16 protein-coding genes are annotated in these 14,104 nt (G+C 31.0%); 8 read left to right on the top strand and 8 right to left on the bottom strand.

The genetic code is table 11. From position 1 onward, the window contains the following. Window positions 1–693 carry an ABC transporter ATP-binding protein gene (locus tag ES045_RS08270; protein ID WP_147115264.1) on the bottom strand — a complete coding sequence of 231 codons (693 nt, stop codon included), beginning with the start codon at window positions 691–693 and terminating at the stop codon, window positions 1–3. 359 nt (window positions 694–1,052) lie between these two features. Here ES045_RS08270 and ES045_RS08265 point away from each other — a divergent pair, with 359 nt between their 5' ends. The 6 genes from ES045_RS08265 to ES045_RS16370 all read left to right on the top strand — a co-directional run bounded on the left by ES045_RS08265 (window position 1,053) and on the right by ES045_RS16370 (window position 4,028). Then, window positions 1,053–1,469: a thiol-disulfide oxidoreductase DCC family protein gene (locus ES045_RS08265; protein WP_147115260.1), complete on the top strand. Its 417-nt coding sequence runs from the start codon at window positions 1,053–1,055 to the stop codon at window positions 1,467–1,469. 3 nt (window positions 1,470–1,472) lie between these two features. Continuing rightward, window positions 1,473–1,781: a hypothetical protein gene (locus tag ES045_RS08260; RefSeq protein ID WP_147115258.1), complete on the top strand. Its 309-nt coding sequence runs from the start codon at window positions 1,473–1,475 to the stop codon at window positions 1,779–1,781. A 5-nt stretch (window positions 1,782–1,786) separates the two neighbouring features. Next, complete coding sequence (locus ES045_RS08255; protein WP_410524636.1) at window positions 1,787–2,437, top strand: HAD family hydrolase; 651 nt, start codon at window positions 1,787–1,789, stop codon at window positions 2,435–2,437. Between the two features lie 856 nt (window positions 2,438–3,293). Continuing rightward, complete coding sequence (locus tag ES045_RS16380) at window positions 3,294–3,527, top strand: hypothetical protein (RefSeq protein ID WP_189663054.1); 234 nt, start codon at window positions 3,294–3,296, stop codon at window positions 3,525–3,527. A 73-nt stretch (window positions 3,528–3,600) separates the two neighbouring features. Next, window positions 3,601–3,768 carry a hypothetical protein gene (locus tag ES045_RS16375; RefSeq protein ID WP_189663053.1) on the top strand — a complete coding sequence of 56 codons (168 nt, stop codon included), beginning with the start codon at window positions 3,601–3,603 and terminating at the stop codon, window positions 3,766–3,768. Beyond that, complete coding sequence (locus tag ES045_RS16370) at window positions 3,765–4,028, top strand: hypothetical protein (RefSeq protein ID WP_189663052.1); 264 nt, start codon at window positions 3,765–3,767, stop codon at window positions 4,026–4,028. Before ES045_RS16375 ends, ES045_RS16370 begins: the two co-directional genes overlap by 4 nt. Before the next feature lie 188 nt (window positions 4,029–4,216). Here the strand turns inward: ES045_RS16370 and ES045_RS08245 are convergent, their stop codons facing one another. The 5 genes from ES045_RS08245 to ES045_RS08225 form a co-directional block, all read right to left on the bottom strand. Continuing rightward, the gene (locus ES045_RS08245; RefSeq protein ID WP_147115251.1) at window positions 4,217–5,602 is read right to left on the bottom strand and encodes a pyridoxal phosphate-dependent decarboxylase family protein; all 1,386 of its coding nucleotides are present in this window, start codon (window positions 5,600–5,602) and stop codon (window positions 4,217–4,219) included. Between the two features lie 32 nt (window positions 5,603–5,634). Further along, window positions 5,635–6,168: a cysteine dioxygenase gene (locus ES045_RS08240; RefSeq protein WP_223267211.1), complete on the bottom strand. Its 534-nt coding sequence runs from the start codon at window positions 6,166–6,168 to the stop codon at window positions 5,635–5,637. 242 nt (window positions 6,169–6,410) lie between these two features. Continuing rightward, on the bottom strand, window positions 6,411–6,737 hold the full coding sequence (locus ES045_RS08235) for a hypothetical protein (RefSeq protein WP_147115245.1): 327 nt from the start codon (window positions 6,735–6,737) through the stop codon (window positions 6,411–6,413). A gap of 2 nt (window positions 6,738–6,739) precedes the next feature. Beyond that, entirely contained in the window at window positions 6,740–7,579 is an 840-nt protein-coding gene (locus tag ES045_RS08230) for a sulfurtransferase (protein WP_147115242.1), read from the bottom strand. A gap of 212 nt (window positions 7,580–7,791) precedes the next feature. Continuing rightward, window positions 7,792–9,120 (bottom strand): dicarboxylate/amino acid:cation symporter, encoded by a 1,329-nt coding sequence (locus tag ES045_RS08225; protein ID WP_147115239.1) that lies wholly within the window; start codon window positions 9,118–9,120, stop codon window positions 7,792–7,794. Between the two features lie 122 nt (window positions 9,121–9,242). Between ES045_RS08225 and ES045_RS08220 the strand changes: the two genes are divergently transcribed. After that, a complete protein-coding gene (locus tag ES045_RS08220; RefSeq protein ID WP_147115236.1) occupies window positions 9,243–9,884 on the top strand; it encodes a DUF937 domain-containing protein in 642 nt (213 codons plus the stop codon). Between the two features lie 54 nt (window positions 9,885–9,938). On the opposite strand, the gene bshA is transcribed toward ES045_RS08220, so the two are convergent. Together bshA and ES045_RS08210 are read right to left on the bottom strand one after the other, a co-directional pair. Further along, window positions 9,939–11,075: an N-acetyl-alpha-D-glucosaminyl L-malate synthase BshA gene (gene bshA, locus ES045_RS08215; RefSeq protein WP_147115233.1), complete on the bottom strand. Its 1,137-nt coding sequence runs from the start codon at window positions 11,073–11,075 to the stop codon at window positions 9,939–9,941. Window positions 11,076–11,243: 168 nt separating this feature from the next. Next, window positions 11,244–12,089 (bottom strand): transketolase, encoded by an 846-nt coding sequence (locus ES045_RS08210; RefSeq protein ID WP_147115230.1) that lies wholly within the window; start codon window positions 12,087–12,089, stop codon window positions 11,244–11,246. Window positions 12,090–12,418: 329 nt separating this feature from the next. Between ES045_RS08210 and ES045_RS08205 the strand changes: the two genes are divergently transcribed. Next, window positions 12,419–14,104, top strand: a complete 1,686-nt coding sequence (locus ES045_RS08205; protein ID WP_147115227.1) for a response regulator transcription factor — start codon at window positions 12,419–12,421, stop codon at window positions 14,102–14,104.

Below are 14,104 nucleotides of genomic sequence, written 5' to 3'. Positions count from 1 at the left end.
TTATATTGCTTTTGCTGCGTTGGTAAATTCATCACTAATAATTACACCGTCTTTTAAACGTACAATTCTTTTGGTCTGTTCTGCAACTTCCTCTTCATGGGTAATTACAAAAACAGTCATTCCTTCGTTATTAATATCTTTTAACAGATCCATCACAGAATCTGTTGTGGTAGAATCTAAAGCACCTGTTGGCTCATCTGCCAAAACTACTTTTGGTTTTGTAACCAAAGCTCTAGCAATTGCCACACGCTGTTTTTGGCCACCAGAAAGTTCATTTGGTAAATGATTTGCCCAATCTTTTAAACCCACTTTTTCTAAATAATCTAATGCTACTTTTAAACGTTCTTTTCTTGCCATACCTTTATAATACAAAGGCAAAGCAACATTTTCTAAAGCTGTTTTGTACGAGATTAAATTAAAAGATTGAAAAACAAAGCCTAAAAACTTATTTCTTAAAATTGCGGCTTTTTTCTCATTTAAATCTTTTATCAATTGCCCATTTAGGAAATAATTACCCTCATCGTGCCCATCTAATAAACCAACAATATTTAATAAAGTAGATTTTCCAGAACCAGAAGAGCCCATAATAGAAACAAATTCGCCTTCTTTTATGTGTAAATCTATTCCTTTTAAAACGTGTAAAGAATCTTTTCCTATTGGGTAAGATTTGTGTAGTCCTTCTATTTTAATCATTTGTTGGTTATTTTGATATAAAAGTATTGGTTGCTAAAGGTTTGTATTGCTAATTTTTTGTTAAAAGGAATTACCAGCACAATCCAAATACAAACATAAGACGTCTCAAAATAAATTATGTTACAAGAAAAATCGTTTTTTTTTAAAACCCACCATTTTCTTGCTTAACTAATAGAAATAATCGTTTAACTTGGCTCTAGTAACTATTTTTTATTTTCCCTAATGGACGGCTTTTAGTCGTTTTACCGAAAAATTAAAGGTATAATTTATGGGGAATCATGAAGTAAACCCAACCAAAATATTTTCGAATTAAAAAAAGTTAAAGTATCTTTGAAAATTCATAAAATACAGTGTTTTATATGGTTGATATTCCTAAAAATAAGAAAGTAATTTTGTTTGATGGTGTTTGTAATTTATGCAATACTGCAGTTACAAAAACCATTACATTCGATGCAAAAGACACCTTTTTATTTGCTGCAATTCAGTCTAAAAAAGGACAAGAAATTATCAATTATTTAAAAATTGATACTTCTAAAACCGACTCAATTATTCTCTATGAACCGGGCGTTTCTTATGAGATAAAATCTACGGCGGCTTTGAAAATAATGAATGATTTTGGCGGACTTTGGCAACTCACCCGGTTGTTATGGGTTTTCCCTGAAGTATTTAGAGATTATATATATGATTTTATCGCAAAAAACCGCTACAAATGGTTTGGTAAAAAAGACAGTTGCATGCTACCAACAGCCGCGTTAAAAGCAAAATTTTTAGAATAAATTATGACACAGAAAAACACCAATAAAGCCTTTAAATTAAGTATCATTTGCATTATTTTAACCTTTTTAATTGTAATTTTAAGTTCGTTTCATGAGAATGCTAGTTTTTATGTAATCTCTACCATTATAGGAGTTCTTACATTTATGATTGGTATTTTTTCTATCATTGGTTTTTTTAATGCTATGAAAAGCTTCAAGGAAAAAAATTCTTTTAAAAAAATAATGGCTCTTTTGGTACACAGTGGCTTCGTTTTACTTTTTATTTACATTCTAGCAGCCAATGGTAAAGACTTCATCTCTTTTTTTAACTAATGAAAATGCAACAACAAATAAAGTGCGTTATTTTTGATATGGATGGCGTTATTATAGATTCTGAAGAAATTCACAAAAAAGCGTATTACGAAACCTTTCTGTCTTTAAATGTTACGGTTTCAGATGTACTTTACAAATCTTTTACAGGTTCTTCTACCATAAATGCTTTTCAGCGTTTAGTGTCTCATTTTAATTTAAATGAAAACCCAGAAGAGTTGGTTTTACAGAAACGAAAACGCTATGTAAATTTCTTTGAAAACGATCCTAATTTGCAGCTGGTGGAAGGTGTAGAAGAAATAATAAAATATTTCTACAAGAAAGAAATTACGTTGGTTTTGGCGTCTTCTTCTGCCATGGTAAATATAGACAGGGTTTTTAATAGATTTAACCTGAATCAATATTTTTCTGCAAAAATTAGTGGCGCAGATTTAAAGGAATCAAAACCAAACCCAGAAATTTTTAACAAAGCGGCCATTTTAGGAAACACGCCAAAAGAAAACTGTATTGTTATAGAAGATTCAGACAATGGAGTTAAGGCTGCAAATGATGCAAATATTTTTGTTTTTGGCTATGCAAATAAATTCTCTGAAGATCAAACTTTAGAAAATGCAGATGTTGTAATTCATGATTTTAATACTTTAAAAACTTTTATTTAAACACCCTTTTTTATATCAAAGGCTGCCATCAAAAATACTAAAAACACCGTTAAAAGATCTTTCTATTTTTAGTGAAGGTTAATTCTTGTTATACAATTTTAAAAGCTGCTACTTTATTTTACTTACAGCAAACCACTTCATTAAAATTTACAATTATTAAAAAAAATACAATTGCCAGTCACTTTTTAGAGCATCCTTTTTTTTTAAAAAAGAAACTGGTATTATAAAAGATTCCTCATAAAAAAGTCTTTTTTAAGCATTGCTAGAAAATAAAACATAACTTTAGAAAGCTACATAGACAATCTTAACCAAAGATTTACTTTAGGTAATACAACAGAACAGACCTTCAGAGGCGATTTACAATAACTACTAGAAACTATTTTACAAGATATTAGAGCCACCAAAGAGCCAAAAAGGCAATGTTGTGGTGCGACAGATTATATTTTAACTAAAAAGACATTCCGGTTGGGTTTATAGAGGCCAAAGATATTGGCGATAAAGATTTAAAGGGAAAATAAACCGGGTAATAAAGAGCCGTTTGATAGGTACAAAGACTCATTAACCAATCTTATTTTTAAAGATTATATCGATTTTCATATCTACCAAGATGGTGAGTTTATTACCAAAATTGCCACTGCAGAAATTGTAAACAATCAGTTAAAACCAATTTCAGAAAATTTTGAAAAGTTTACAAATATGATCAAAGATTTTAGACCCCATATTGGGCAAAACATAAAAAGTTCTAAAACTAGCAGAAATGACGGCGGATAAAGTCCGTTTGCTGTCTGATGTGATAGAATAAGCATTAAATAGCGATGAAATAAACCAAGAAAACAGTACTTTATAAGAGCAAATATTGGCTTTTAAAGACATTCTAATTCATGACATTACACCCAAAGATTTGGCAGATACCTCTAAAACTAACGTAAAAGTAGAAACAGACATTGCCAATAAAAAGTTTAAAAGTGGTTACCAAGAAATAGACAAAGAAGTAGACAAAGAAGTAGACAAAGTGCAAATTTTAGACACAGCAACAGGTATAGGTACTTTTTTATCCGAAGTAATAAAACACGTGCATAAAAAAAATTAAAGGACAATCTGGGATTTGGAGCAGCTATGCAGAAAAAGGTTTATTACCGCATTTAAATGGTTTTGAATTGTTAATGGCTTCCTACGCAATGGCACATTTACAGATAGATTTATTGCTGAAAGAAACTTGTTACACCGTCATGCGAGGTACCAAGCAACTTAACCAACGAACAAAAATATATTTAACAAATAGTTTAGAAGAATACCACCCAGATACGGGTACATTATTTGCAATTAGTTGAGTTCGGAATCCAATGAAGCCAACCATATCAAGAGAGATACGCCTGTAATGTGTATTATTGGAAATCCACCATACACTTTGAGCAGCACAAATAAAGGAAAATGGATGGAAAAATTATTAAATGATTATAAAAAAGATTTAAAAGACAAAAAAGGCAGGGTTCTAGAATTTAATGATATTTTTAATTGTTCTAGAATTATTGTAGCGTTAACCGAAACGCATAAAATTATGCAAGAAATTAACCAAATAACGATAGAATAATAGCTCTTAAAGGCGTTCTTATTTTAAAATATTGCTTTAGAAGTTTGAATACGTTCAATTTTTTAAGCATTTGTATCGAGAAGTTTACGGTAATTATTCTCGATACAAAATTATTTTAAAACAGTAATTTCACAACACATAATAATGTGCGCGTGTATTTAACAAGTCGTTTTTTTGAAACTACTTTTCTATTTTATGTTTAATAAATTGGGTGTTTTCGAAGCAAAATCTTCTAAAACCTTAAAGAAATTTAAAATGTCTTGTTCGCTATTATTCGCATTAATAGTAACCAATCTAACAAAAGTATCGGCGTTAAAAGAACCAAAACCAACAACGGTAATTTGATTTTCATATAAGGCTGTACAAAGCGCTATCGGATCTATATTTTTATAATTGAAGCAAATAGAAATTGAATCATCGAAGCTGTACAAGGTATAATCTGGGTTATTTCTAATGTACTTTAAAGCAACATTTGCCAAATTAAATTGTTGCTCTACAATGTCTTTCAATCCGTTTGTTCCCAAAGATTTCCAGAGCGTCCAGAATTTTAAAGCATCATTTCTTCTTCCACATTGAAAAGAGGTTTTACCCAAGTTAAAATCATCTCCATCTGTTTGATACAAATAATCGGCATCGTTGCTAAAAGAGTCGTGCAAATGTTTTTTATCATTCACTAAAATAATAGAACACGTTAAAGGTGTACCTAACATTTTGTGTGCATTATAGCTAAAAGAATTCGATCTTTCTACTCCTTTTATTAAGTGTTTGTATTTCTCGCTAAAAAGTACGCTTCCGCAATACGCGCCGTCTACATGCAACCAAATTTCATACTTTTCGGTGATGTCTGCAATGGCATCTATAGGATCAAAAGCACCTAAAACCGTGGTTCCTGCAGTTGCATTTACATACGTAGGAATGCCACCATTTTCAATGTCTTTTAAAATTTGCGCTTCTAATGCTGCCGGCAACATGCTCCCTTTGGCATCTGCTTTTATATATCTAATATTATTTCTACCAATACCTGCAAAACTTGCGTTTTTAGCATTTGAATAATGAGATTCTTTAGAGGTATAAATAATTAATGGTTTCGACATTCCGTTTAATCGACACTCCGGATCTTTTGCGTCTCGCCCCATAACCAAAGCCATATAATTACTCATAGAACCGCCCGTTGGAAACGTGCCGTTACTGGCAGCACCATAACCAATTAAATTGCAAGATTGTCTAATAATTTCTTGCTCTATACCAACTTGTGGCCCCGCAACTTTGTAGGTGTACATGCTATTGTTTAGCATTACGGCCAACAAATCTCCTAAAATTGCTTTGCTTTGTCGCCCACCAAATAACTGATTAAAAAATAAATTAGTTGCTGTTTTTGGTGTTGAAATTAACACTTCTTTTAATAACAATTTAAAAGCATCATCTATCATTGCGCCATCATTTAGCGAAAGATCTATCGTTTCGTACAATTTATCTGAATCGATTCTTTCTGCTACCGGATTTTTTTCTTCTTCAGAAATTAAAGTCGCTGCAAGTTCATTAAATAAAGCTAAATCACTGGGAATATTAGACATATTATTTTTTATCTTTTAAAGTATGTTATTGATTATGCTGTGGTATCGTAGTCTAAATTTTTGTTCTCGAAGGTTTTTAAATCTTCATTAAAAACATTGCAATTACGAATTGGTTTTGCGTATAAATGAAGTGACATACTTCTCTTTTTAGACATGTTCTCTAACCGATGAAACCCCATAAAATCTTTCATATAGGTAATGTCATTCGGTTTAGAAATAGTAGTTTTAACAGCTTTTAATTCGCCTGTTTCATCTTTCTTATAAATGGTTTCTTTAAACTCCCCTTCTATGGCTTTTACCCAACATTCTTCGCCACCATGGTCATGAATAGCTGTTTGGTCTCCTTCGCGCCAACAAATTAAAATGAGTTCAAATTTTTCTGAATCTACAATACAGTTTCTAGTATAACAATTATTAGACCAAGAGGCGTAGGTCTTAAAAGCAGTAGCTTCTAATTTTGTTGTGTGTATTATGTGATTGTAAGTCGTCCTCTCTCCTTCATTTAAGGCGACTATTAAATCGTTTAAGGTTTGAGGTGTCGTCGTTTTTTTTTCGTTAGAATTCAAAATAATGTGTTGCTTTTTTTTGTTCAATTGATGTACAAATCCAAGGTCATTCCCTAAATTCTACTAAATATGGTAAGCTACTTTATAAATAGCTCAATGCATCAAATATAGTGATTTTTAGGTTTTTTCTATTGATTGAAACCGTGTTTAAGATAAATTTAGTAAAAAAACATCAAAATATGCTCTAAATAAAAGCAATTGCTTTTTATTTTTACAGGAAATTGGCAGGTAGCTATACCAAACTAATCTATAATTTTCTTCAAAATTTTATAGAGATTCTTTTCTAAAGTATCTACAGAGCCATCTGCAAAAAAGACTTGTTTTACAGCTCTTAACAACCCCTCTTTTTCTTCTTGAGAGAAATTGTTTAGAGAAACATAATGTTGTATTTTATGCAACTTCTCTTCTTCGCAATCTAGCACCACCTCGGTATGCATTTTATGAAATGTTTTTTCGTTTATTTTAGTACGAATATAATTTTGTTCTGCAATGTCTTCTATACGATTGCAATGTGCTGCGTATAAAAGTACGTAGGCTTCAAATTCTTTTCTGGTCCATTCTAATTTCATAATTACAAAGCTATTGGTAAATTATTTGTACTTCCCCACGCTGTCCAGGATCCGTCATAAACAGCCACATTTTCTACTTTTGCAATGGTAGCACCGAGAGCTAAAATAGCAGCCGTTATTCCAGATCCGCAAGTAAAAATGAGTTCTTTATTATTTCTAAAATTACTGAAAATTTTTATCAACTCTACATTAGATTTCATTTTTCCGTTTTGTTGAATTTCTTCAAAAGGCAAACTCACTGAGTTCGGAATATGCCCACTTTTTACATCTTTTCTAGGTTCTAGAGCTGTACCGTAAAATCTTCCTTTTGAACGTGCATCTACTATTAAAACGTTTTTATTTTCTATAGAATAAAGAACATCTGTAGTTTCTTTTAATTTTTCTGGTTGGTACACAACTTTAAAATTTCCTTTTTTTGGTTGCTGCACTTCTGGTTGTTCAACCAGATAGTTTTTAGCTTTCCATTCTGGCAAACCTCCATTTAAAACAGCCACATTTTTAAAGCCCATTAATTGAAACATCCACCAAACTCTCGGTGAAGAATACGTACCTAAATCGTCATAACAAATCAATATAGAATCTTTATTGATGCCTAATTCTTGTGCTTTTACTTCAAATGCTTTTGGCGCCAAAACGGTATTTGGAAAAATTGCATTTTTATCAGAAAAACTATGTTGTATATCAAAAAAAACAGCCCCTTTAATTTGAGTTTTCGATTCAGAAATAACGGCATCCGAAGTTACTTTCGGAATTGTACAATCTAAAACAATGAGGTTTTTGGCATCTACATTGTCTTTTAACCAATCTACAGAAACTAAAGGATGTGTAATTTTTAAAGACATAATTATTTATTGTGTTGTATTTTTTTTAAAAACATCTCGATACCATTTTGCGAAAAATGAAAATCACTGGATGTGATAGTGTATTAATAGTAGCGTAAAAAGACACCTCTTTCGAGTGAAAATTATTTTTCAAAAATTTTTTCTCGCGCACATTACATGAAATTTACATCCTATTTTTTAATATCTACTGCCACTAAAAACCACAAACTTCTTTATTTTACTTTTTCGTAATTATCGTCCCAATTTTTTTCTTGCGGATGGTCTCTTAATTTCCCTAAAGATTTGGCTACTAACATAGAAACAGTAGCATCTCCGGTTACATTTACCGTAGTTCTCATCATATCTAAAGGTCTGTCTACTGCGAAAATTAATGCCAAACCAATTGGTAATAATTCTTCCGGAAAACCAATTGATTCTAATACAATGACCAACATTACCATACCTGCACTTGGCACTGCTGCAGAACCAATAGAAGCCAATAATGCTGTTAACACAATTATAATTTGATTCGAAAAAGTTAAACCTTCTGGCCAAATTACCTGCATAATAAATACCGCAGCAATTGCTTGGTATAGACTTGTTCCATCCATATTTATAGTTGCTCCTACCGGTAAAACAAACCCAGAAACCTCTTTATCTACGCCTAAATGTTCTTCTACTCGCTCCATAGTTACCGGCAATGTTGCCGCACTAGAACTTGTAGAAAATGCTAATAATTGAGCTGGACTAATTTGCTTTAAAAACCATAAAGGAGATTTTTTAGTATACACCTTCACAAGAACTAAGTAGAAAGCAATCATTAATAATAAACCACCAATTACACAAAGTGCGTACACCAATAATTTTAAGAGAATCTCGGTATCATCAAAAGCAATAATTACGTTTGCTAACAGTGCAAATACAGCATAAGGTGCAAAAAGCATAATTAAATCGACCATTTTCATGACCATTTCATTTAAAGAATCGAAGAAATCTACTAGTGGTTTTGCTTTCTTCTCTGGTATTAGTAACAAAGAAATTCCTACAAACATGGCAAAAAAGATAATTTGCAACATGCTTGCATTTGCAAATGACTGAAAAATATTACTTGGGAAAATATCGATTAAAGCTTGTAAAGGACCTGCATCTTTTTGAGCCGATGCTTTTACCAACTTATCGGTTACACCTAAATCTGTTTCGTATTTAGCTTTAATTTTCTCAATGGTGTCAGCAGACATTCCTGCACCTGGTTTTACAATATTTACAATACCTAAACCAATAATAATGGCAATTAAAGTAGTACCAACATATATAGAGATAGTTCTTAAACCCATTTTTTTAATTTTAGAAATATCTTTTAAATCTGATATTCCTTTAATTAATGAGGCTAAAATTAATGGCACTGCAATTAACTTTAATAGATTGATAAATATGGTTCCGAATGGTTTTATCCAATCTGTAACAAAACCCTTACCTCCATCAACAGTATTCATAATAAAACCAAAAATGATACCGAGTACCATTCCCATTAAAATTTTCCAGTGTAATGCTAAATTCTTCATTAGATTGTTTAAAATTATTTTAGAATGGAAAGATAAAAAAATAATTAAAAATGAGGTGACTTTATGCGTATATTGTGTCATAAAATTAGAAAACATTCATATTAATTATTAAAAACATAAAAATGGCGGGTATTTTAGACTTATTGAGTAGTGATTTAGGAAAACAGATTGTTTCTGGTGTAGCAGGTTCTACAGGAAATGATACAGCTAAAACAAGTAGTGCTTTAACAATGGCTTTACCTTTATTAATGAAAGCTATGGAAAGAAATGCTGCAACTCCTGAAGGTGCCGCAGGCTTAATGGGGGCTTTATCTGGTAAACATGATGGGAGTATTTTAGACAATCTTGGTGGTTTGTTTAGTGACGGAGTTGATGAGCGTGTAAAACAAGACGGTGCAGGCATCTTAAATCATGTTTTAGGAAGCAAACAACAAGGTGTAGAAAAAATTATTGGTCAGAAATCTGGTTTAGACGCTGGTTCTGTCGCAAATATTTTAAAAATTGCGGCTCCTATTTTAATGGGCGTTTTAGCAAAACAAAAGAAAGAGAAAAACATTAGTAATTCTGGCGATTTAACAGGTCTTTTAGGTGGTTTATTAGGAGGTAATTCTGCGGATAACGACCAGAATTTTTTAGAAAAAATGCTAGATGCAGATGGTGACGGAAGCGTTATTGATGATGTTGCTGGTATGTTTTTAGGCGGTGGAGATAAAAAACAATCTGGTGGACTTGGCGGAATGCTTGGTGGTATTTTTGGGAAATAATTGTACTGAATTACATAAAAAAAGCTCAAACATTCATTTGTTTGAGCTTTTTATTTATGAAACATTACTTTTATAACAAGATTTATAAATTTCTTCATAAACAGGAAGTATGCTTTCTAAAGAAAATTGCCTGGTATGTTTTTTAGCATTTTGTTTGAATCGTTCTAAAATTGCATCGTCTTTTACAATAGAAATGGCATTTTTTGCCATGTCTGCAACATCACCCAAGTTGCTTAAATAACCTGTTTCGCCATGAATATTAACTTCTGGCAAACCACCAGTATTTGTAGAAATTACAGCAGTTCCTGCAGCCATTGCTTCTAAAGCGGCCAAACCAAAACTTTCTGTTTGAGAAGGCAATAAAAAAACATCTGAATAGCATAATATTTTAGCAACTTCTGTACTGTTTCCTAAAAAGAAAACATCTTTTGTTAATTTTAACTCTTTTACTAATTTTTCTGCCTTTGCTCTTTCTGGCCCTTCGCCAATCATTAATAATTTAGCAGGAATTTCTTTTCTCACTTCACCAAAAACACGAACAACATCTTCTACTCTTTTTACGGGTCTAAAGTTACTAATATGCGTAAAAATTCTTTCATTGGGTTTTGCTAATGCCATACGTTTGCATTCTTCTTTATCTGCAATTTCATACTTTTCTACATCAATAAAGTTGTAAATTACTTTTATATCTTTTGTAATATTGAATAATTTATTCGTCGTTTCTTTTAAACTATTAGAAACGGCAGTTACAACATCCGAATTATTAATGCTAAATTCTACTGCTGTTTTATAGGTTGGGTGACTTCCTACTAAAGTAATATCTGTTCCGTGTAATGTAGTTACAACTCTAACATCTAAGCCTTTCTCTTTTAACATTTGTTTTGCCATATACGCTGCATAGGCATGCGGAATAGCATAATGCACATGTAAAACTTCTAATTCGTGTTTTCTAACAACTTCTACCATTTTACTAGACAACGCTAATTCATACGGCTGGTATTCAAAAAGTGGATATTCTTCTATCACTACTTGATGAAAATGCAAATTATGTGATAAAAAATCTAAACGAACTGGCTGATTGTACGTGATGAAATGTACTTCATGACCTTTGTCTGCTAAAGCCATTCCTAACTCTGTAGCAACTACTCCACTTCCACCAAATGTTGGGTAACATACAATACCTATTTTCATGTAATTTTTTGAATAATAAATGATTTAAACTTGAATCAATTTTAATTTGTTAGTTGTAAAGGTAAAGGTATTCTTACACTTCAAATCAAAATAAAACCATAAAAAAAGCTTTTCAATTAAATTGAAAAGCTTTCTTATAAATATAATTTTGATTTTAAAATTCAATTTTTAGTAATCTCCTAAAGTTGCAGGGTTTTGAGCCAATGCGCTTTCTAATTGAGCATCACTTGGTGCTTTACCATGCCATGCATGTGTGTGCATCATAAAATCTACTCCGTTCCCCATTTCTGTGTGCAATAAAATACACACTGGTTTTCCTTTACCTGTTAATGCTTTTGCTGCTGCTAAACCAGCCAATACCGCTTCAATATCATTTCCTTTTTCAACATCTAAAACATCCCAACCAAAAGCTTCAAACTTTGCTCTAATGCTTCCCATTGGTAAAACATCGTCGGTAGCACCGTCAATTTGCTTTCCGTTTAAATCGATTGTTGCAATTAAATTATCAACTTTTTTTGCTGATGCATACATAATTGCTTCCCAGTTTTGCCCTTCTTGCAATTCGCCATCACCATGTAAAGTATACACTATTTTGTTGTCTCCGTTTAATTTTTTAGCTTGTGCTACCCCTAAACCAACAGACATTCCTTGTCCTAAAGAACCAGAAGCAATTCTTACACCAGGTAAACCTTCGTGCGTTGTTGGGTGCCCTTGTAATCTTGAATCTAACAACCTAAAAGTTGATAATTCTGCCACAGGGAAAAAGCCACTATGTGCCAAAACACTATAAAATACAGGTGAAATATGTCCGTTTGATAAAAAGAATAGGTCTTCATTTTTTCCATCCATCGTAAAATCTGTAGAATAGTCCATTACCTCTTGATATAAACAAGTGATAAATTCTGCACATCCTAAAGAACCTCCTGGGTGACCAGAGTTTACTTTGTGTACCATTCTTAAAATATCTCTACGAACTTGTTGCGTAAAATCTTGTAACTGTTGTGTTGTTGGCATCTTGTTATTTTAATTATCTGGCAACAAAAATACGAAAGTGATTGGATTTATCTTTAAAATAAATGAAAAAAATAAATAGAAAAAAGAGTGCGCAACAGATACTTTTTCACAGTAATAATCCCATAATGTAACGAATACATTTAATTAAAGCTACTGCACTCCTTTTCTTGTTCAAAGAAACGCATGAGCAGTAAAATACACAAAGATTTATAGTCTGAATTCACGAATTTCGACTCCTAAAAAAAGTGATAAAGCCCTTATAATAGTTGCCTAATGATAGTACAACTTTAAAATAATATTTTACTTTTGTCAGCAAAGAAAAAGCTCCTATGATCAATAAATCGACTATATATCTTATATTGTTGTTGTTTTATCTACCTACTAATGCTCAAAACAAAGATTCTTCATCACTAGATTCCTCTTATAATTATTATGCAGATAAATATTATGAGAATAAATTTACGGATTCTATTAAAGCAAAGAAATATGCTACTGTATACCTAGAAAAAGCTAAAAAAAATAATGATACTATAAACACCATAACTGGATATTACTTTTTACGTGAGGTTTTGGAGGATGAAATGATTTATTTGAATTATTTAAATAAATTAATAAGTGAGACAAAAAAGAATCCAAATAAAATGTTTCCTACGTATGCTTATTTAGAAAAAGGTAATTATTACATTATACATCAAATAAATGACAAATCTTTAGAAAATTATCTTTCTGCAATAGAGTCTGCAAACTCATATAAAAATGATAGTCTAAAATACATTGCTTTGGAGAGGGTGGCAAACTTAAAAACAAGAAACAAACAGTTTGATGCGGCAAGAAAAATGTTTTTAAAAGTGTATCATTTTTACGATAACTATCCTAAATTTAGAAATAACATAGGATATTTCTCTCTATTATCTAACATATCTTCTAGTTACCTAAAAGAAAAAAAGTTTGACTCAGCTAGTTTTTTTAATAATAAAGCTATTAATTTTTCAAAATTAATAGAAAATGAAAAGCTCATAAGCTACAGTAAATATAGACAAGGTGAAATCAATTATAGTCAACAAAATTATCAAACAGCAATAGTTAACCTAAAAAACTCCATAAAGTGGACAGTTCTAGACGAAAACTACCGAACGCTATCACAAACTTATAATTATATCGCAAAATCGTATGTAAAGTTAAACCAGAAAGAAAAAGCATTTCACTATAATTTATTAATCGATTCGCTACACCAAAAAATAAACATGGCACTTCCTACTCAAAAAAGTAGTTATCATTTTTTGATTAATTATTATAAAGAGAAAGAAGATTTAAAAAACCAATTAGTATATATTGAAAAGCTTTTAAAAGTAGATAGTACCTTAAATACCAATGAAAAAAAATTGGCTCAAACATTTAAAAATGAATATGAAATTCCCAAATTAAATGCTCAAAAAGAGAAAATCATAAGTGAGTTAAAAGGCAATCTTAATACTTCTAAAAAAGCGACTTATGCTATTTTTGGTCTCTCAATAATCATATTGTTTTTACTAATGTATCAAAATCGAAAAAAGAAAATACTAAAAGAACGTTTCAAGCAATTTATAAAAGCAAAAAGCAGGATGGCAATTCCTAAAACTGACGTTAAAGTTAAAGAAATAGAAGCGTTAAATATTTCTAAAGACATAATAGAAAGTGTACTTATTGGTTTAGATAAATTTGAAAAAAATAATAAATTTACCGATACGAAATTAAGTCTTAAAGGACTTGCTTCTCACTTAAAAACAAATTCTAATTATCTTTCTAAAATTATAAATTCTAATAAGAATAAAAGTTATTCTAGTTACATTAGAGATTTGAGAATTGACTATTCCATAGAACTTTTAAATAATAATGAACGTATTAGAAAGTATTCTATAAAAGCGATTGCTAAAGAAGTTGGTTTTAATACAACAGAATCTTTTGCGAATGCATTTCATAAAAAAACAGGGTTAAAACCATCCTATTACATCAAAGAATTAAGTCAGCAAAAATAA

This window comes from Polaribacter sp. IC073 (assembly GCF_007997075.1).
Classification (GTDB): Bacteria; Bacteroidota; Bacteroidia; order Flavobacteriales; family Flavobacteriaceae; genus Polaribacter.
The sequence above is the reverse complement of the archived record's forward strand: the minus strand, read 5'-3'. Positions and strand labels throughout refer to the sequence as shown.